Below are 18200 nucleotides of genomic sequence, written 5' to 3' on the forward strand. Positions count from 1 at the left end.
CTTGACTGTTTGGGTTAGTGAGAATCATTATTAAAGTCAATGTTTATACCGATCGGTGAATTGTAAGCTCATGTCGAATCATCCTCTGGCTTTTATGCGTCTGCCAACCGACCTGCTTATGGCGCTCGATAGCCGGACGTTCCATTTCTGGTTCCAGCCGGTGCATTATCTGGTCAGAATGCTGCATATTCTGAGCATGGCCGGGTTTTTTGGCATGGAGTTGCTGTTCGCGCTTGCTGTTGTCCAGCAGATGGACAGGGATGCACTGGTCAGGCTTTCGCGCTTTATGCTGCGTCCTTTGCATATTAGCTATGCCATAGCCATGCTTACGGGCTTTGCCCTGTTTTTTTACGATCCGGTGCATATTGGCGCACGCGCCTATATTACGCCCAAGCTTTTGGCGCTGGTTGTGTCTGGGCTGCTGGAATGGTACGGCCATAAGGCCCTGTACTGGCCGATCATGAAGGGGCGGGACGAAAAAGTTTCCTTGTGGTGCAAGGTGTTTTGCTTTTCCGCCTGTCTGGTCTGGGTGGTGGTGATCGTGTTCTCGTGCCTTAATACAGAGAGCGCACCCAAGGTATTCCTGCGGCATTATTTTTAACGGGTGCGGTTAAAAAATATGGAGAACAGGCAAGCCTATTCTCCATATTTATAAATATTCAGGCAGTTATACGCCGGTATTCATTATTCGGCGGCAACATACACCTTGCCGCCCGCCTGCCGGAACTCCTCATTCTTCTGTTCAATGCCTGCAAGGCGCGCGGCATCTTCCTTCAGGTCCTGGCTGATCCGCATGGAGCAGAACTTGGGGCCGCACATGGAGCAGAAATGCGCCGTCTTGTGCGCATCGCGCGGCATGGTTTCATCATGGTACGCGCAGGCCGTATCGGGGTCGAGCGAGAGGTTGAACTGGTCCTCCCAACGGAAGGAAAAGCGCGCGCGGCTCAGGGCATCATCCCGCAGCTTGGCTCCCGGGTGCCCTTTGGCCAGATCAGCCGCATGGGCGGCAATGCGGTAGGTGATCACCCCGGTTTTAACATCATTCCGGTCGGGCAGACCCAGATGCTCCTTGGGGGTGACGTAACAGAGCATGGATGTGCCAAACCAGCCGATCATGGCCGCCCCAATGGCCGAGGTAATGTGGTCGTAACCGGGGGCAATGTCCGTTGTTAACGGGCCAAGCGTGTAGAACGGGGCTTCGTCACATTCGCGCAGCTGCTTGTCCATGTTCTCCTTGATCTTGTGCATGGGCACATGGCCCGGCCCTTCGATCATGACCTGACAGCCTTTGGCCCATGCAATCTTGGTCAGTTCGCCCAGTGTTTCCAACTCGGCAAACTGTGCGGCATCGTTGGCATCGGCAATGCTGCCCGGACGCAGGCCATCACCGAGCGAGAAGGACACGTCATACGCACGCATGATGTCGCAGATGTCTTCAAAATGTTCGTACAGAAAGCTCTCGCGGTGGCCGTTCAGGCACCAGCTCGCCATGATGGAGCCGCCGCGTGAGACAATGCCCGTTACGCGGTTGGCGGTCAGCGGTACGTGTTGCAGGCGCACACCGGCATGAATGGTAAAGTAGTCCACGCCCTGTTCGGCCTGCTCGATCAGCGTATCGCGGAAGACCTCCCAGTTCAGTTTGCTGACATCCCCGCCCACTTTTTCCAGCGCCTGATACAGCGGCACCGTGCCAATGGGGGTGGGGGCGTTACGCAGGATCCAGTCGCGGATGTTGTGAATATTGCGGCCCGTGGACAGGTCCATGACCGTATCGGCACCCCAGCGGATGGACCAGACCAGTTTTTCCACTTCATCGGCTGCGGAGGAGGTAATGGCCGAATTGCCGATATTGGCGTTGACCTTGACCAGAAAGTTGCGTCCGATCACGACCGGTTCAAGCTCGGGGTGGTTGATGTTGGCCGGAATAATGGCGCGGCCACGTGCAATTTCTTCCCGCACGAATTCAGGGGTCACAAACTCGGGCAGGGCAGCGTTAAAGGAGTTGCCGTCCTTGAGCTGTGCGGCCGCTTCGTCCAGCGCCTTCTGGCGACCCAGATTTTCGCGGTGTGCCACATAGATCATTTCCTCGGTAATGATCCCGGCTTTGGCAAATTCATACTGGGTAACGGGTTTGCCCTCAGCACCCTTGAGCACTGTGTGCGGGGCCGGGCAGGGCTGGACCAGATAGCTGCCCTCGGCCCCGCCGTTGTCTTCCGGGCGGATGCTGCGCGGGGTTGTGGCGGTCAGGCTGCGTTTGGCAAGCCATGCGCTGCGCAGCTTGGGCAGGCCCGTGCGCACATCAATTTTGGCGGTGTGGTCCGTGTAGGGGCCGGACGTATCGTACACCCGCAGGGGCGGCTCGTTGGCAGCCGGGTCGAGTGCGATTTCACGGAACGGCACGCGGATGTCGGGGTGCCCGTCGGGGCTGGAATACACCTTGCGTGACCCGCGGATAGGGCCAGTGGTGACCTGCCCGGGGGCTGGAGCAGCCGTGTTGGCCGGTTTGGGGTTGCCGCCCTGTGTGGGCTGTGTGGTGGTGGCAGACATGCTTCAAAGTCTCCTCAGGCGCGAGGAGGACAGGCCCGTCAATAAGGAGCGCGACCACTGCTGGCAACGCCACGCACAGGTTGGCGGGGCGTTTGTTCCTTAACAGGCACCAGTCCCTCCGCCGGTATGAGCCGGATCAGGTTCCCCGCCAGAACCCTATGTTGCTGGCGGCAGGGTCGCCACGGTGCCCTGCGATGGACGCAGTGCAAAAAGTGGCCTCTCAGTTCCTTGGCCCGGAACCCCCCTTGGTTATGTGCAAGCAGATAGCCAGAGGTGTGCCTGTGTCAAGCATTTACACCAATATGTGACTCAATGCGGGGGACAAACACGGGGAATGCATAAAAGAAATGGGGGCTGGGGCGGCTGTAAAGCGCTGCTTTTGCCACACGTTTGGCAGATGGCATGCAACATCCCAATTACTATAATAAATAGAAATTAGTAAGATATGCAAGTTTTTTCGAGTATGTCATGATTGTGTCATGCAGACAGAAAGAAATAAAACGCTTGATGCGGTAAAAAATCTCGAAATATCCCCACGTGCTCATTACGTCTTGTGGATAGCGGCATTTGTGTCTGCCATATGCGGCGGTCTTTACGGATACGACACGGGAATTATTTCCGGCGCACTTCTCCTTATTACCAAGGACTTCCACTTAACCTCCGTACAGGAAGAAATGGTAACTTCGGCCATTCTGGTCGGGGCGGTCATTGGGGCTGTTGGGGTTTCCTGGTTTTCCGAGCGGTACGGACGCCGGATTTCGGTCATGCTGGTTACGGCGGTGTTCGTGCTGGGGGCCATTGCTTGTTCCTATGCCTCAAGCGTGACCATGCTGGTGATCGACCGCGTGTTCCTTGGCTTTGCGGTCGGTGGGTCCACGCAGGTGGTGCCGACCTATATTTCGGAACTCGCCCCCGCGGCCAAGCGCGGTAATCTGGTAACCCTGTTCAACGTGGCCATCGGCATTGGCATTTTCATGGCCAACCTTGTGGGCTTTACCATGCGGGACGCATGGGGCTGGCGGCCGATGATCGCCATTGCCGCCATTCCTGCGGCTGTGGTGTTCGTGAGCATGTTCTTCCTGCCCAAAAGCCCCCGCTGGGTGGCCGAGAACGAGGGCATGGTTTCTGCTGTCAAGCAGCTTGGGCGTGTGCGTACATCGCGCAAGGTTATCCAGCGTGAGATCAGCGAAATCCGCAAGAACGTGCTGGGCATGGATGAGGATGAACGGGGCTGGAAAGGCCTGCGTCTGCCTTGGGTGCGTCCGGCACTGGTGGCGGCACTGGGTATTGCGTTCTTTACGCAGGCCGGTGGGCTGGAGATGATGATCTACTATACCCCTACCTTCCTTTCGGATGCCGGGTTTAATAGCTCATCAGCTCTGCTGACCAGCCTTGGCGTTGCCATGGTCTATCTGGTCATGACCCTGCTGGGCTGCCTGTTTGTGGACCGTATTGGCCGCCGCCGTCTGGTGCTGATCATGGGGCCGGGGTCCGTGCTCAGCCTTATCGGGCTTGGCATCATGTTTGCCCTGCACCCCGATAAGGGCAGTGTCGGGAGCTGGATGATCGTTGTATTCCTGCTGCTGTTCATGGTGTTCAACTCTGGCGGTATTCAGGTCGTGGGCTGGCTGCTTGGGGCGGAGCTGTTCCCCCTGCCCATGCGCGCGGTTGCCACCAGCCTGCACGCCGCCGTGCTGTGGGGGGCCGATCTGCTGGTGACGGCAACAGCGCTCTCGCTGGTCCAGCTGGTTTCCCTTGGTGGAACCATGTGGATTTACGCCGCGGTTAATCTGGCATCGGTTGTTTTTGTTTACTTCTGCGTGCCCGAAACCAGTGGGGCCACGCTGGAGGATATTGAGATGGCCCTGCGTGATGGTGAGTTTGTGCCACGGGCCGAGAACAACTACGCCATCCCCCAGTATGAGGTGGAGGAGGACGCTGCTCCCGCCCCCATCCAGCAGGCCAGCAGCCCGGCCTGAAAAGTGCTTTAACCTTGCCCCCGCCATAAGCCGGTGGGGGCCTAACAAAAAAGGCCGGTCCATACTCTGGACCGGCCTTTTTGCATAAGCTGTTCAGGTTATGGCGGCTTAGTGCGTGCGCGCCATAAACTGTTCCAGCCAGTGAATGGTGTAATCCCCGCTCTGAAAACCGGGGTCTTCCAGAATGGCGCGGTGGAGCGGAATAACGGTTTTAATCCCTTCCACCACAAACTCGTCCAGTGCGCGCTGCATGCGGGCAATGGCCTGCGCGCGCGTGGGGGCATGGACGATCAGCTTGGCAATCATGCTGTCATAGTACGGGGGCACGCGGTAGCCGGTATAGAGCGCGCTATCCACCCGCACACCCAGACCACCGGGGGGGTGATACACAGCCACAGTGCCGGGGCAGGGGGCAAAGGTGGTGGGGTCTTCGGCGTTAATGCGGCATTCAATGGCATGGCCGGAGAATGTGACATCTGCCTGCGTGTAACCAAGCTTTTCGCCTGCTGCCAGGCGGATCTGCTCGCGCACCAGGTCCACATCGCACACCATTTCGGTAATGGGGTGTTCGACCTGGAGGCGGGTGTTCATTTCAATAAAGCAGAACTGCCCATCCTGGTACAGGAACTCCAGCGTGCCCGCGTTACGGTAGCCCATGCGCGAGAGCGCTTCGGTTGCCGTGCGGCCAATGGCATCACGCTGTTCGGCGGAAATGGCGGGGGAGCCTGCCTCTTCCAGCACCTTCTGGTGGCGGCGCTGGAGCGAGCAGTCACGCTCACCAAAATGGACCACGTTGCCATAGTTATCGCCCAGAATCTGGAGCTCGATATGGCGCGGGCGGTCCATGTATTTTTCCATGTACACCGCATCGTTGCCAAACGCTGCGCGCGCTTCGGTGCGGGCCATGCTCCATGCATCGGACAGTTCATCGGCGGAGTGGGCAACCTTCATGCCGCGTCCACCACCACCGGCGGCAGCCTTGATCAGCACGGGGTAGCCAACGCGGCTGGCCACTTCGTGCGCTTCTTCAAGGTTGGCCAGTTCCCCGTCCGAGCCGGGGACCAGTGGCACGCCAAGAGCGAGCATGGTGGTCTTGGCGGTAATCTTGTCACCCATCATGCGGATATGTTCCGCCGTGGGGCCAATAAAGACCAGACCGTGGGCTTCCACCGTTTCGGCAAAATCCGCGTTTTCGGACAGGAAGCCGTAGCCGGGGTGAATGGCTTCCGCCCCGGTTATGGTCGCAGCGGACAGGATGGCCGCCACATTCAGGTACGAATCGCGCGAGGAGGCGGGGCCAATGCACACAGCCTCATCCGCCAGACGCACATGCATGGCATCGGCATCAGCGGTGGAGTGGACCGCCACGGTTTTGATCCCGAGTTCCCGGCAGGCGCGCAGGATACGCAGGGCGATCTCGCCACGGTTGGCGATAAGGATCTTGGAGAACATTACTCGATAATGGCGAGTGGCTGGCCAAATTCGACCGGGTCGCCCGAAGCAACCAGAATGGCCTTGAGCGTGCCGCCCTTGGGAGCCTTGATCTGGTTGAAGGTCTTCATCGCTTCAATCAGCATCAGGGTCTGCCCTGCGGTCACGATCTGCCCTTCGCTTGCAAACGGGGGGGAGGAGGGGTCGGGCGTCAGGTAGGCCACGCCCACCATGGGGCTGGGCACCGCACCGGGATGGCGGGAAAGGTCAGCCGGGGCGGCACTTTCCACCACTGCGGGGGCTGCGGCCACGGGGGCTACAGGGGCCACCGGCGCGGGGGCTGCTGCCTGCACGGTTGCGGGGGCACGGGCCACGCGAATGCGGCGGTCTTTTTCAGACACCTCAATTTCGGTCAGTCCGGTTTCAGTCAGAATTTCGGCCAGAGCCCGAATGGCATCCGCGTCCACGAGCAGTCCGCTCATTGGTCATCCTCATCCAGAATAAGATCAGTCATTGCCTGCAAGGCCAGAGAATACCCGCCAACACCCAGCCCGCAGATAACGCCGCTGGCGGCGCGCGAAACGTAGGAGTGGTGGCGGAATGGCTCGCGGCGGTGAATGTTGGAGATATGGACCTCAATTACCGGCAGGTCCGTAGCCAGCAGTGCATCCAGCAGGGCGATGGAAGTATGGGTATAACCTGCGGGATTGATAATAATGCCTTTGGCCCGCCTGCGGCACTCCTGCACCCAGGAGATCAGCTCGCCTTCAATGTTGGTCTGGCGGAAGTCTATGGCCAGTCCCAGCTTTTCGGCGGTCTGTAGGCACAGCTGTTCCACGTCGTCCAGCGTTGCCCGCCCGTACACTTCGGGCTGGCGCTGGCCAAGCATGTTCAGGTTGGGGCCGTTCAGCACAGCAATGAGAGGTCTTTCCATGACAGACGGGGCCGTAGCACGATGCGCCCGCGTATCCAAGAGAAAGCGGCACGAAAAGTGGTCCCATACCCCCCGACCCTACATTTTGCCTTGGCTGCAGGGGGGCAGGGTGCGTCATATTTTTGCCACGCGGGTGGGCAATACAGGGTGGGCTACCCGTAGTGGTGGTTGAAAAAGGTTGCCTTTGGGCTGCTAAAGCGCCCATTAGGGAATGGTCTATCACGGGAACGGAGTTAACAGGCGGATGTCAGCCCTGCGCCGGGCACTTCTTGGAAGTGTGTTTGTCACAACCTCTTTGTTCGCGCTCCCCGCAGCCCACGCGGCCACGGCGGAAGCACCAAGCGGCACTGCATGGGCCGAGTCCGTGCATAAAGCCCTTGCCGCGCGCGACGCGCAGGACGTGACCGATACTGACTCTGCCTCGGGCCACAAGGTTTCCCAAAAAGGGATGGCAAGCTGGTATGGCGCACGCCAGCACCTGCGGCGTACATCCTCTGGCACAAGGTTTGACAAGAACCGCCTGACCGCCGCCCATCCCACGGCCCCCCTTGGCAGCAAACTGCTTGTGACATCGGAAGAGACCGGCCGCTCTGTTGTGGTCACGGTCAATGACCGCGGGCCTTACAGCCATGGGCGGATTATTGATCTTTCGCAGGCCGCTGCCGCGCAGATTGGCATGCTGAACTCTGGCGTGGCGCATGTGAGTGTGCAGGCTGCAACGCCTGAAGAAGTGGCCGCCGCCCCCGAAGTGGGCACAGCCCCAGCCCTGAGCGCACCACCCAAGCCGCAGTCTGGCAAACGTGGGCGTCCGCTGCACCTCCAGCGCAAGCGCTTTGGTCACCCGTAAATAACAAGCACTTTATTGCCCCGCTCGGGCCGGGCGCGCAGCCTGATTACAGGTCTGCGCGTGGTGCCTGCGGGCAGTCCGTGGGGGTTGCGGGTTTGCTGGCCAGCATGGAATCGGTTTCAGGCGGGTGAATAAGCCCTAGGGCATAGCCTTCCATCTGGGCGTTCAGTTCCGCCCCCATCAGCACCACCCATGCGGTGACAAAAAACCACATCATGATGGCAATAAACGCGCCCAGTGGCCCGTAGGTCGCGTTGTAGCTGGCCAGATGCGCCACGTAGTATGAGAACCCGAGCGAAGCCATGATCCACGTAATGGTGGAGGCCAGCGCACCGGGCAGCACCCAGCGCCATTGCGTATGCCGCTTGCGGTCCGGCCCAAAGCGGTACAGGGCCGACAGGGCCAGTGTTTCAAACGTAAACATGACCACCGGTCCGCTCCACCGTGCCAGAAACTCAATGGAACCGGGCGGGGTGGGAATATGCAGGATGGCAGGCAGCGTTAAAAACAGCGGCATGGCCACCAGCAGGGCCAGTGTGAGCACAGCCCCCAGAATACCAGACAGGGTCATGGCAAAGGCAGTGGCCTGGAAAACCAGAAAATTCCGGTTCTCACGCGTGTTGTAGGCAATGTTTAAGGCCGACAGAATGGAGCGCGTGGCAGCCGAGGCAGACCACAACGCAACCGAGAGCGAGATGATCAGGTTTACGGTCAGGGAGGACGGGGGCTCGGCCACCAGTGTCTGCACCCGGTCATAGAGCAGGTTGAAGGCGCTGGGGGGCAGCAGGTTGCGCAGAATATCCATCTGTGGGGCCACGGTCTGCACGTCAAACACCAGCCCGTAAATGGAGATCATGGCGCTAATGGCGGGGAACAATGAGAGGGTGGTATAGAATGCACACCCTGCTGCCACCAGCGTGGTCGGCCCGAACACAAGGTTCTTGAACGTGTTGGAGACAATGGTCCGCCAGTCTTTGCGGCACATGGCCCACGGGCTGGCAAAACGCAGCTTGGCGACCTGCACGGGAGCACTCCCGGTACGGTGGGGGAGCGGGGAACGGTCCGACTGCCAGAGAGCCTGCATGAATCCAGAAAAATCCTTGATCTGTGGTCCGGCCCGATTGCGGTATCGGGCGCTCCACGTGCGCACCATGGATTCGGCCAGCGGGGGGCCGGTTGTGGAGCCTGGTAAGGTTTACTTCACAATGGGGCGCACAAAGACTTTGCATGAAAAAAGCAGTGGAAAAGCGTGAAGCAACCGTAATGTTTCCAAGTCTTATCGGGGGTTGGGGGGAGATGCCAAGTTTTTTTGTTTTATCTGGATTTTTTACTTGCGCTTGTGTCGGTTTGGCCGCATATGCACGCCCCTACGCAGCAACGCACGTGCCACTGGCCCTCTGAGGTTACGCAACGACGTCAAGCGTTCTGGCTAATCGGGACCTCTTTGCAGGTCTGCCTTTCGCTGGTCCGTTAGACCGTTTCGCAACGTCCTTCCCCGCTGTACAGGCGGGGGAGCCTGATACTGGGGGAGTGGGGACATGAATCCCAAAATCACCCGTTTTCTTGCCGAGCAAAAACCGGCAACGCCCTGCCTTGTCGTCGATGTTGACCAGGTGGAAGCCCGTTATCGCGCGCTGGGCAAAGCCCTGCCGCTCGCGCGCATTTACTATGCCGTCAAGGCCAACCCGGCCATGCCTATCCTGACCCGTCTGGTCGGGCTTGGCTCCTGCTTTGATGCCGCATCCTGGGAGGAAGTCTCCCTCTGCCTGGAGGCAGGGGCGGACCCCGAAGCCATTTCCTTTGGCAACACGGTTAAAAAAGTGTCGGCCATTCAGGCAGCCTACAAGGCTGGCGTGCGCATGTTCGTGTTCGACTGCCGCGAAGAGCTGGAAAAAATTGCCCAGCACGCACCGGGCAGCCGCGTGTACTGCCGCCTGCTGGTGGACAATTACGATGCGGAATGGCCGCTCTCACGCAAGTTTGGCACCACGGTCGAATCCGCCCGGGACCTGATGCTTGAAGCCCGCAAGCTGGGGCTGGACCCGTATGGCCTGTCCTTCCATGTCGGGTCGCAGCAGCTTTCGGCCGAGGCTTACGAAGCCGCCATTGCCCGCGTGGCCAGCCTGTTTACGGACCTGAGCGATGCCGGGCTGGACCTGCGCATGATCAACCTCGGTGGGGGCTTCCCCATCCGTTACCGTGAGGATGTGCCCGAGATCGACCATTTTGCCGGGGCGATCTGCCGCGCCATGACCGAGCATTTTGGCAATGCGTTGCCCGAAATGCTGGTTGAGCCGGGCCGCTTTATTGTGGGCGAAGCAGGCGTTGTGCATACCGAGGTGGTGCTGGTGAGCGCACGCGGTCGGCAGGACGGGCCACGCTGGGTGTACCTGGACATCGGGCGCTTTGGTGGTCTGGCGGAAACGGAAGGCGAATCCATTCGCTACGCTATTCGCACCGCGCGCGATGGTTCCCCCACGGGGCCGGTGGCGCTGGCGGGGCCAACCTGCGACGGGGCGGATATTCTGTACGAAAAAAGCCACTACGACCTGCCGCTGGACCTGTGCTCGGGCGAACTGATCGACCTGCTGGGGACGGGGGCTTATGTTTCCACCTACTGCTCCACCCGCTTTAATGGCTTTGCTCCCCTGAGCGAATACTACATCTGAGCGCACGCCTTACGGGGTGTTTGCAAGCGGTTTTCCCCTTCCTCCGCCGGGCTGTGCTGGCCCGGTGGGGGAGGGGTTTTTCTTTTATGCCTACCCCCTGCCGTAAAGACAGCCCTGTATTGTGCGTGCAGCCCTTTGCAGACGCCCCGATGCGCTTAAACATTGCCCCAGATACAGGCCCATGATCAGGGGGCTGGATAAAGGGAGTTATCATGACACGAATGGGTATGCTGCTGGGTACGGTTCTGGTGGCAACGGCTGTTGCAACACCTTTGTATGCACAGCAGGCACAGTCTGGTGCCGCCGCGTCCGGCACGGTTGCACAGTCCGCAGCTACGCAGGATTTTAGCCGTCTTTCCGATGATGGCAGCATGGCGTTCGAATATCTGACCCTCGCACGGAACGCCATTTTTGATGGCGATCTGGCCGGGGCCAAGGCCCTTATTGCCAACGCCCAGCAGGCACTGGCCACGGCCCGCTCGGATAACACCGCCTTCCAGAAAGCCGCTGCCGAACTGATGCCGAGCAAAACCGGCCAGTCCCGCCCCCGCCCCAATGCGCCCACAACGCAGCAGGTGGCATGGCTGCCAATTGATGGCGAGCTGGTACTGAACGCCAATGCCGAGGAAACATCGGAAAAAACCGCTGTTGTGGCGGCTGCCAACCGGCACCTCAAATCCGGTAATCCGGCCCGTGCGGCTGAAGTGCTGCGCGTGACCAGCGTGGATGCGGATTACGTTATTGCGGCCGTGCCGCTGGATCAGGTGACGCAGGACGTGGCCCGCGCAGCCAAGCTGATTGGCAAAGACCCCTACAAGGCCAGCGAAGCCCTGCGTGATGCGCAGGAAGCCGTGCGTTATGCCTCGGTGGATATTCAGGCCGTGTCCAACCCGGCCACCAATGCCAAGGCCGCACCGGCCCCCGCAGCCCCGGCGGCTGCTCCGGCAAAATAAGCAGACAGGCCGGTCCGCTTTGCCGGACGGGTTCAAAAAAAGGGGGGCGGCCACACAATGGCCGCCCCCCTTTTTTGTGGTGTGGCTTACTCCGCTGCTGCGCGTAACCCCGCTCCTGCGGCAAGGGGGCAGAGCGGGAGCGTGCCTGCAACAAATGCCCCCAGCAGTTCAAGGTCTGGCTGCCAGGGCAGGCCGTTGGAGGCCGCATCTATGGCGGCCGCGCCAAAAATAAGGGCGGGTGTGGCCAGCGGCAGGGTCAGCAGTGGGAGCAGCACGCCACCCCGCCGCGCGCCCAGCACAATGGATGCGCCCATTCCCCCGATAAGCGAGAGCACGACAGACCCCAAAAACAGCCCCCCCAGCAGCACCGGCAGGGCGGAGGAGGGCAGCCCCAGCATGACCGCAAGCGGAACCGCAGCCAGCAGCAGCGGCACGCCGGTTGTCAGCCAGTGGGCGGTTATCTTGGCCAGTGCCACCAGTGCGGGCGGCAGGCCAAGCAGGAGCAGCTGGTCCAGAGAGCCATCTTCCAGCTCCGCGCCAAACAGGCGGTCCAGCGGCAAAAGGGCGGCCAGCAGGGCACAGACCCAGATAATGCCCGGTGCCATATGGCGCAAAAGTTCGGGCGAGGGGCCAAGAGCCAGCGGGAACAGTGTTGCCGTTACCACAAAAAACAGCACGGCCCCCAGCGTGTCCGCCCCGTGGCGCAGGGCCAGCCGCAGGTCCCGCATGACAATGCCCCAGAACAGCCGGTTCATGCGTAGTCTCCCTCAAACGCGCCAAAGGGGCGGGGGTCGGCGGCACCGGGCAGGTCCAGTGCGCAGGTGTTGTCCAGCGGCAGGGGAACATGGGTTGTCGCGATCAGGATTCCGCCTCGCGCACGGTGGGTGGCCATGGCACGGCCCAGCAGGGTTATGGCGGCCGAATCCAGCCCCAGACTCGGCTCGTCCAGCAGCCAGAGCGGTGCTTGGGCCAGCAGCACGCGGGCAAGGGCGGTGCGGCGCTTCTGCCCGGCAGAAAGCAGGCGCGCGGGCAGGTCGGCCAGCGCGCACAGATCCATGGCCTCCAGTGCATCGTTCAGATCTGCGCCGGGGCGGGTGAACAGGTGCAGGTTTTCGCTCACGCTCAGGCCGGGTTTTAGTGCGTCCTGGTGGCCAATATAGGCCACGCGCTCCGCATGGGCGGCGCGGTCATCAAAAATGGACTGGCCATTCCATGTCAGTTGCCCCGAATCCGGTTTGCGTAGCCCGGCCAGCACACGCAGCAGGGTGGATTTGCCCGCGCCGTTGGGGCCGGTCAGCAGCATGGCGTCCCCCGCATGCAGGGTCAGGCTTACGCCGTCGAGCACCAGACGGTCCCCGCGGAACACGCAAAGGGAGTCCGCCTCCAGCACCGTACCGGTGGGGGCAGGGGGGCCAGATGGGGCGCTGGCACGGGGTTCAGACTGGCTCACGGAGATGGGACTTCTCCTTTTTGTTACCGTAATCACACAAAAAGCGGGATTGCTCGCGCGGTCGTGGTCACTCCCCCGCTTGTGCCTTTTATTAGTGCCGGTATGTTCTAGCCCCAACGGGATATCAAGCCGGTTGTCCGAAGAGCGGACACGCACGCAACGCCGTGCGGAACAATACGGAACACAACGGTGTCCTGAACGCATCACCAGCCATCGGCTGTGATCGGGGAGAAAGCGACGATGAAATCGGTTGGCCACGACTCACTCAAAACAGGCCGCACCCTTGAGGTTGACGGCAAGACCTACCACTATTTTTCCATTCCCGAAGCGGCAAAAACCATTGGCGACGTAAGCCGCCTGCCGGTTTCGCTCAAGGTTCTGCTGGAGAACATCCTTCGGTTTGAAGATGCGCGCTCCTACAGCGTGGAAGATGCAAAATCCATTGCTGGCTGGTTGCCCAAAGGCAGCAGCACCAAGGAAGTGCCCTTCAAGCCCTCCCGCATTCTCATGCAGGACTTCACGGGTGTTCCCGGCGTTGTGGACCTTGCAGCCATGCGCGACGGTATTGTTAACCTCAAGGGCGACCCGCAGAAGGTCAACCCGCTGGTGCCGGTCAACCTTGTGATCGACCACTCCGTGATGGTGGACTTTGCCGGGACCGATGAAGCCCTGCAGGAAAACATCACCCTTGAGTTCGAGCGCAACGCGGAACGCTATGCCTTCCTGCGCTGGGGCCAGGAAGCGTTCGAGAACTTCTCCGTGGTGCCGCCTGATACGGGTATCTGTCATCAGGTGAACCTTGAATACATCGCGCAGGTGGCATGGACCGCCAACGTGGGTGGCAAGGACTACGTGTACCCCGATTCGCTTTACGGCACGGACAGCCACACGACCATGATCAACGGTCTGGGCGTTCTGGGCTGGGGTGTTGGCGGGATCGAGGCCGAAGCTGCCATGCTGGGCCAGCCCATTGCCATGCTTATCCCCGATGTGATCGGCTTCAAGCTGATTGGCAAGCTGCCCGAAGGGGCTACGGCCACCGATCTGGTGCTGACCGTAACCCAGATGCTCCGTAAAAAGGGCGTTGTTGGCAAGTTTGTGGAATTCTTTGGCCCGGCTCTGGACCACCTGCCCGTTGCCGACCGTGCCACTATTGCCAACATGGCCCCCGAATACGGCGCAACCTGCGGCTTCTTCCCCGTGGACGAACTGACGCTGGACTTCCTGCGCCAGACCGGCCGCGACGAACACCGCATTAAACTGGTCAAGGAATACCTGCAGGCGCAGGATATGTTCCGCACCGAAAAAACGCCCGAACCCGTGTTTACGGATGTGCTGGAACTGGACCTGAGCACGGTTGTGCCGTCTCTGGCTGGCCCCAAGCGTCCGCAGGACCGCGTGGAACTGAAGAGCGCCACCACCGCGTTTGAAAAAGAACTGACCTCCTCCCTTGGTGTTCCCGCAGCCGAAGCCAACAAGAAGGTTCCGGTCGCTGGCACCAATTACGAGCTGGGCAGTGGCGATGTGGTCATTGCGGCCATTACCTCGTGCACCAACACCTCCAACCCGGCGGTGCTGATTGCTGCTGGTCTGGTGGCCCGCAAGGCACGCGCTCTGGGCCTGACCCCCAAGCCGTGGGTCAAGACCTCGCTCGCACCCGGCTCGCAGGTTGTGACCGACTACCTCAACCGCTCCAACCTGACCGCAGACCTGGACGCCATGGGCTTCAACACGGTTGGTTACGGCTGCACCACCTGCATCGGCAACTCCGGCCCGCTGCCCGGCAACATTGTGGACGCGATTGAAAACAACAACCTGGTTGCTGTTTCCGTCCTGTCCGGCAACCGTAACTTTGAGGGGCGTATTTCCCCCAACGTGCGCGCCAACTACCTTGCCAGCCCGCCGCTGGTGGTTGCCTACTCGCTTCTGGGCACCATGCGGCAGGACATTACCACAGCCCAGCTTGGTACTTCCAAGGATGGCAAGCCGGTGTACCTGAAGGACATCTGGCCTTCCAACAAGGAAATTGCCGACCTGATCGCCTCGTCCATCACGCGCGAAGAGTTCATCAAACGCTACGCCAACGTGGGCAAGGGCACCAAGGAATGGCAGGGCCTCAAGGTTGCCACCGGGTCCGAAACCTACAAGTGGGACCCCAAGTCTACCTACGTGCAGGACCCCCCGTACTTCAAGAACATGGCGGTTGAGCCCACGGCTCCGGGCAACATCAGCGGTGCGCGTATTCTTGCCCTGCTGGGTGACAACATCACCACCGACCATATCTCCCCCGCTGGTTCCATCAAAAAGGACAGCCCTGCTGGCCGCTACCTGATCGAACACGGTGTGGAACCCAAGGACTTCAACTCCTACGGGTCCCGCCGCGGGAATGACCGGGTGATGGTGCGCGGCACGTTCGCCAACATCCGTATCAAGAACGAAATGGTGCCGGGCACCGAAGGGGGCTATTCCAAGCATTACCCCGACGGCAAGGAAGGCGCGATTTACGACGTGGCCATGGAATACAAGGAAGCGGGCGTGCCGCTGGTTGTGTTCGGTGGCAAGGAATACGGCATGGGCTCCTCGCGCGACTGGGCTGCCAAAGGCACCCTGCTGCTGGGCGTCAAGGCCGTGATCGCGGAAAGCTTTGAACGTATCCACCGTTCCAACCTTGTGGGCATGGGCGTTCTGCCTCTGCTGTTCAAGGAAGGCACAACCCGCCAGACCCTGGGTCTGAAGGGGGATGAAGTGATCAGCATTTCCGGAATTGACAAACTCACGCCCCGTATGGACGTGATTATGACAATTACAAGAAATGACGGTTCCAAGCAGGAAGTACCGCTGCTTTGCCGGGTCGATACTCTGGACGAGGTAGAGTATTATAGGCATGGTGGCATCCTTCAGTACGTCTTGCGAGGGATGACGAAAGCTGCCTGAGAACCCATCCGTTCAAGGTGAACGTCTTAATGCCGGCCCGGTGCAAACCGGGTCGGCTTTTTCTATGAATGACCCCGTAGTTCTGAGTGCGGAACAGTTGCACAAGGACTTTGGCGAGGGGGAAGTCCTGTGTGGCGTGTCCATGCAGGTCCGCAAGGGGGAGCTGGTGTCTATCATCGGTCCTTCGGGCTGCGGTAAATCCACCTTCCTGCGGTGTCTCAATTTTCTGGAAATACCCGACCGTGGCACGGTAACGGCCATGGGGGTGACCATTGCGCGCAATGGTGGCCCGTGGCGGAGCGCGGATGAGCATATGGCCCATCGGCTGCGGACCCATGTGGGCATGGTGTTCCAGAGTTTTAATCTGTTTCCGCACCTGAGCGTGCTGGATAACGTGATGCTGGCCCCCCGCGTGGTCAAAGGCGGTAACGCCGAAGCCGACCGGGAAGAGGCCATGGCCCTGCTGGAAAAAGTGGGGCTGGCCAAGGTGGCGCAGCGTTACCCTGTCTCGCTCTCTGGCGGTCAGCAGCAGCGTGCGGCCATTGCCCGCGCTCTGGCCATGCGGCCCGAGATCATGCTGTACGACGAACCCACCTCCGCCCTGGACCCCATTGTGGCCGAGGAGGTGCTTAACGTCATGCGCACACTTGATGATGAGGGCATGACCCAGATTATCGTGACCCATGACATGCGCTTTGCCGAAGTCGCGTCCGATACGGTGGTGTACATGGATGGCGGGCATGTGATTGAGGCTGGCCCGCCAGAAGTCCTGTGCGTGAACCCCGAACATGAACAGACCCGCCGCTTTATGAGGACCGTCCTGTGATGAACACCGCACAGCCCCGCCCTCGCCGCCTGCTGGGCGTCCTGTCTGGCCTGTTTGCAGCGCTGCTGGTGCTGGCAGCCGCCCCCGGCGCCGCCCCGGCTGCCCACGCGCAGAGCAAGCCGTTCCACTGGGCCGCCGATTCCTCGGCCGATGTGCCCTACACGTTCCATGACCTCAAAGACCAGAACAAGCTGACGGGCTTTGAATATGACCTGATGCAGGAACTCAGCCGCCATATGGGCGCGCCGCTGGACTTCATCAACAACGACTGGGACGGGCTTATTCCCGGCCTGCAACGTGGCCTGTACGACATGGTCATCTGCGGGATCGAGATGACCGATGAACATGCTGAAGGCATTGACTTCAGCATCCCCTATTACGTGACCTCCGAACGGCTGGTGGTGCGCCGCAAGGGCAAGCAGTTTACTACGCTGGCAGACCTTGAAGGGCACAAGGTTGGTACAATCAAGGATACGCAGGCCGAGCGTATGCTGACCAACAACACCAAAATATCCCTGAGCACCTATGATGAAGAAACAGATGCCTTCATGGATCTGGTCAATGGGCGCACGGATGCCATCCTGATCGACGGCCCCATTGCCAAATATTATGGGGATACCAACCCAGACCTGCATATTGTAGGCGAACCCATTGGCCGGGTGCAGTACGGTATTGCCTTTGCCAAAGGCCAGAACACGGAACTGCGCGAACGGGTGAACGCAGCATTGCAGGTCATGCAGCAGGACGGCAGCCTGCACCATATCCTGACACGCTGGGACCTGTGGACGCCAGAAATGGCGCAGCTCACCAACGACCACACCCAGCCCAACGTAACCCCCGCAGCATGGAACAACTATGTGGCCGAGTTGCAGGGCAAGGGCGGGTTGCGCGTCAAGCTTGAACGCTATGCCGGGTTTGTGCCCCAGCTGGTCCGGGCGGCGGGGCTGACCCTGCTGGTCTCGCTGTGCGCCATGGTTGTTGCGGTTGCACTGGGGCTTGGGCTTGCGCTGCTGCGCCTGTATGGCCCGCGCCCGCTGGCATGGCTGGCTGCAACCTATGTGGAGATTGTGCGCGGCACGCCGCTGCTTATTCAGGTGCTGTTCATTTTTTATGGCCTGCCTGAATTTGGTATCAGCATGTCCCCCTTTGTGGCCGGTGTGGTCAGCCTTGGGCTGAACTATGCGGCATACGAGGCAGAAAACTACCGCGCCGGTCTGCAATCGGTGGCCCATGGGCAGATGGAAGCAGCCCTTGCCCTGAACATGACCCACCCGCAGGCCCTGCGTTATGTGCTGGTGCCGCAGGCGTTCAGGCTGGTTATGCCGGTCATGACCAACGACTTTATCTCCCTGCTCAAGGATTCGTCTCTGGTCAGCGTGATCACCCTGACAGAACTGACACAGACCTATATCCGCCTGTCCTCTGCCTATTTTGACTATTTTGGCACGGGGCTCATGGTGGGTGCGGCCTACCTGCTGCTGGGTCTGCCCTTTGTGCGTCTGGCTCGTCTGGCGGAAAAACGCCTTGCCATGCCCCATACCCGCCGCCGTTAAGGCTGCGGGGCTGCGGCCATGCCTATAGCTTTAATGCGCTATAGGCATGGCCGCTTCTTGTTCTGTCTATGTTGTAT

Annotated in this window: 15 protein-coding genes; 8 read left to right on the forward strand and 7 right to left on the reverse strand. The window is 60.3% G+C overall.

Annotated features, from left to right (window positions below; genetic code table 11):
* The first annotated feature begins 70 nt into the window (after positions 1–70).
* Entirely contained in the window at positions 71–601 is a 531-nt protein-coding gene (locus tag ACSYTG_RS00745; protein WP_086646167.1) for a hypothetical protein, read from the forward strand.
* Between the two features lie 83 nt (positions 602–684).
* On the opposite strand, the gene thiC is transcribed toward ACSYTG_RS00745, so the two are convergent.
* Positions 685–2547: a phosphomethylpyrimidine synthase ThiC gene (gene thiC / locus ACSYTG_RS00750; protein ID WP_086646166.1), complete on the reverse strand. Its 1863-nt coding sequence runs from the start codon at positions 2545–2547 to the stop codon at positions 685–687.
* Between the two features lie 479 nt (positions 2548–3026).
* On the opposite strand from thiC, the gene ACSYTG_RS00755 reads away from it, so the two are divergent.
* Positions 3027–4526 (forward strand): sugar porter family MFS transporter, encoded by a 1500-nt coding sequence (locus ACSYTG_RS00755; protein ID WP_278740365.1) that lies wholly within the window; start codon positions 3027–3029, stop codon positions 4524–4526.
* Between the two features lie 108 nt (positions 4527–4634).
* Here the strand turns inward: ACSYTG_RS00755 and accC are convergent, their stop codons facing one another.
* Genes accC through aroQ form a run of 3 tightly spaced genes read right to left on the reverse strand, consistent with a single transcriptional unit; the run spans position 4635 to position 6891 of the window.
* Entirely contained in the window at positions 4635–5978 is a 1344-nt protein-coding gene (gene accC, locus ACSYTG_RS00760; protein ID WP_086646164.1) for an acetyl-CoA carboxylase biotin carboxylase subunit, read from the reverse strand.
* Positions 5978–6439, reverse strand: coding sequence for an acetyl-CoA carboxylase biotin carboxyl carrier protein (locus ACSYTG_RS00765; protein WP_086646163.1), 462 nt, complete (start codon positions 6437–6439; stop codon positions 5978–5980). Before ACSYTG_RS00765 ends, accC begins: the two co-directional genes overlap by 1 nt.
* Positions 6436–6891: a type II 3-dehydroquinate dehydratase gene (aroQ, locus tag ACSYTG_RS00770; RefSeq protein ID WP_086646162.1), complete on the reverse strand. Its 456-nt coding sequence runs from the start codon at positions 6889–6891 to the stop codon at positions 6436–6438. The genes ACSYTG_RS00765 and aroQ overlap by 4 nt, the downstream gene beginning before the upstream one ends.
* A gap of 244 nt (positions 6892–7135) precedes the next feature.
* Here aroQ and ACSYTG_RS00775 point away from each other — a divergent pair, with 244 nt between their 5' ends.
* The gene (locus ACSYTG_RS00775; protein WP_165925646.1) at positions 7136–7738 is read left to right on the forward strand and encodes a septal ring lytic transglycosylase RlpA family protein; all 603 of its coding nucleotides are present in this window, start codon (positions 7136–7138) and stop codon (positions 7736–7738) included.
* Between the two features lie 46 nt (positions 7739–7784).
* On the opposite strand, the gene ACSYTG_RS00780 is transcribed toward ACSYTG_RS00775, so the two are convergent.
* A complete protein-coding gene (locus ACSYTG_RS00780; protein WP_086646160.1) occupies positions 7785–8822 on the reverse strand; it encodes a YihY/virulence factor BrkB family protein in 1038 nt (345 codons plus the stop codon).
* Between the two features lie 454 nt (positions 8823–9276).
* On the opposite strand from ACSYTG_RS00780, the gene ACSYTG_RS00785 reads away from it, so the two are divergent.
* Both ACSYTG_RS00785 and ACSYTG_RS00790 read left to right on the forward strand, forming a co-directional pair.
* A complete protein-coding gene (locus ACSYTG_RS00785; protein ID WP_086646159.1) occupies positions 9277–10407 on the forward strand; it encodes a type III PLP-dependent enzyme in 1131 nt (376 codons plus the stop codon).
* Between the two features lie 212 nt (positions 10408–10619).
* Positions 10620–11360 (forward strand): YfdX family protein, encoded by a 741-nt coding sequence (locus ACSYTG_RS00790; protein ID WP_086646158.1) that lies wholly within the window; start codon positions 10620–10622, stop codon positions 11358–11360.
* 86 nt (positions 11361–11446) lie between these two features.
* On the opposite strand, the gene ccmB is transcribed toward ACSYTG_RS00790, so the two are convergent.
* Together ccmB and ccmA are read right to left on the reverse strand one after the other, a co-directional pair.
* Positions 11447–12115 carry a heme exporter protein CcmB gene (gene ccmB / locus ACSYTG_RS00795; RefSeq protein WP_048854764.1) on the reverse strand — a complete coding sequence of 223 codons (669 nt, stop codon included), beginning with the start codon at positions 12113–12115 and terminating at the stop codon, positions 11447–11449.
* Positions 12112–12810 (reverse strand): heme ABC exporter ATP-binding protein CcmA, encoded by a 699-nt coding sequence (gene ccmA, locus ACSYTG_RS00800; RefSeq protein WP_489783533.1) that lies wholly within the window; start codon positions 12808–12810, stop codon positions 12112–12114. Before ccmA ends, ccmB begins: the two co-directional genes overlap by 4 nt.
* 240 nt (positions 12811–13050) lie before the next feature.
* Here ccmA and acnA point away from each other — a divergent pair, with 240 nt between their 5' ends.
* The 3 genes from acnA (at position 13051) to ACSYTG_RS00815 (ending at position 18123) form a co-directional block, all read left to right on the forward strand.
* Positions 13051–15744 (forward strand): aconitate hydratase AcnA, encoded by a 2694-nt coding sequence (acnA, locus tag ACSYTG_RS00805; protein WP_086646156.1) that lies wholly within the window; start codon positions 13051–13053, stop codon positions 15742–15744.
* A 64-nt stretch (positions 15745–15808) separates the two neighbouring features.
* Positions 15809–16570: an amino acid ABC transporter ATP-binding protein gene (locus tag ACSYTG_RS00810; protein WP_086646155.1), complete on the forward strand. Its 762-nt coding sequence runs from the start codon at positions 15809–15811 to the stop codon at positions 16568–16570.
* On the forward strand, positions 16570–18123 hold the full coding sequence (locus ACSYTG_RS00815; RefSeq protein WP_165925695.1) for an ABC transporter substrate-binding protein/permease: 1554 nt from the start codon (positions 16570–16572) through the stop codon (positions 18121–18123). Before ACSYTG_RS00810 ends, ACSYTG_RS00815 begins: the two co-directional genes overlap by 1 nt.
* Positions 18124–18200 lie beyond the last annotated feature (77 nt).

The sequence above is a fragment of the Acetobacter sp. ESL1128 genome (assembly GCF_058505085.1).

What these genes read in the sequence shown, in the direction of transcription:
- ACSYTG_RS00745 (WP_086646167.1), top strand. Translation starts at nt 71, where the DNA reads ATGTCGAATCATCCTCTGGCTTTTATGCGTCTGCCAACCGACCTGCTT.
- thiC (WP_086646166.1), bottom strand. Translation starts at nt 2,547, where the DNA reads ATGTCTGCCACCACCACACAGCCCACACAGGGCGGCAACCCCAAACCG.
- ACSYTG_RS00755 (WP_278740365.1), top strand. Translation starts at nt 3,027, where the DNA reads ATGCAGACAGAAAGAAATAAAACGCTTGATGCGGTAAAAAATCTCGAA.
- accC (WP_086646164.1), bottom strand. Translation starts at nt 5,978, where the DNA reads ATGTTCTCCAAGATCCTTATCGCCAACCGTGGCGAGATCGCCCTGCGT.
- ACSYTG_RS00765 (WP_086646163.1), bottom strand. Translation starts at nt 6,439, where the DNA reads ATGAGCGGACTGCTCGTGGACGCGGATGCCATTCGGGCTCTGGCCGAA.
- aroQ (WP_086646162.1), bottom strand. Translation starts at nt 6,891, where the DNA reads ATGGAAAGACCTCTCATTGCTGTGCTGAACGGCCCCAACCTGAACATG.
- ACSYTG_RS00775 (WP_165925646.1), top strand. Translation starts at nt 7,136, where the DNA reads ATGTCAGCCCTGCGCCGGGCACTTCTTGGAAGTGTGTTTGTCACAACC.
- ACSYTG_RS00780 (WP_086646160.1), bottom strand. Translation starts at nt 8,822, where the DNA reads ATGCAGGCTCTCTGGCAGTCGGACCGTTCCCCGCTCCCCCACCGTACC.
- ACSYTG_RS00785 (WP_086646159.1), top strand. Translation starts at nt 9,277, where the DNA reads ATGAATCCCAAAATCACCCGTTTTCTTGCCGAGCAAAAACCGGCAACG.
- ACSYTG_RS00790 (WP_086646158.1), top strand. Translation starts at nt 10,620, where the DNA reads ATGACACGAATGGGTATGCTGCTGGGTACGGTTCTGGTGGCAACGGCT.
- ccmB (WP_048854764.1), bottom strand. Translation starts at nt 12,115, where the DNA reads ATGAACCGGCTGTTCTGGGGCATTGTCATGCGGGACCTGCGGCTGGCC.
- acnA (WP_086646156.1), top strand. Translation starts at nt 13,051, where the DNA reads ATGAAATCGGTTGGCCACGACTCACTCAAAACAGGCCGCACCCTTGAG.
- ACSYTG_RS00810 (WP_086646155.1), top strand. Translation starts at nt 15,809, where the DNA reads ATGAATGACCCCGTAGTTCTGAGTGCGGAACAGTTGCACAAGGACTTT.
- ACSYTG_RS00815 (WP_165925695.1), top strand. Translation starts at nt 16,570, where the DNA reads ATGAACACCGCACAGCCCCGCCCTCGCCGCCTGCTGGGCGTCCTGTCT.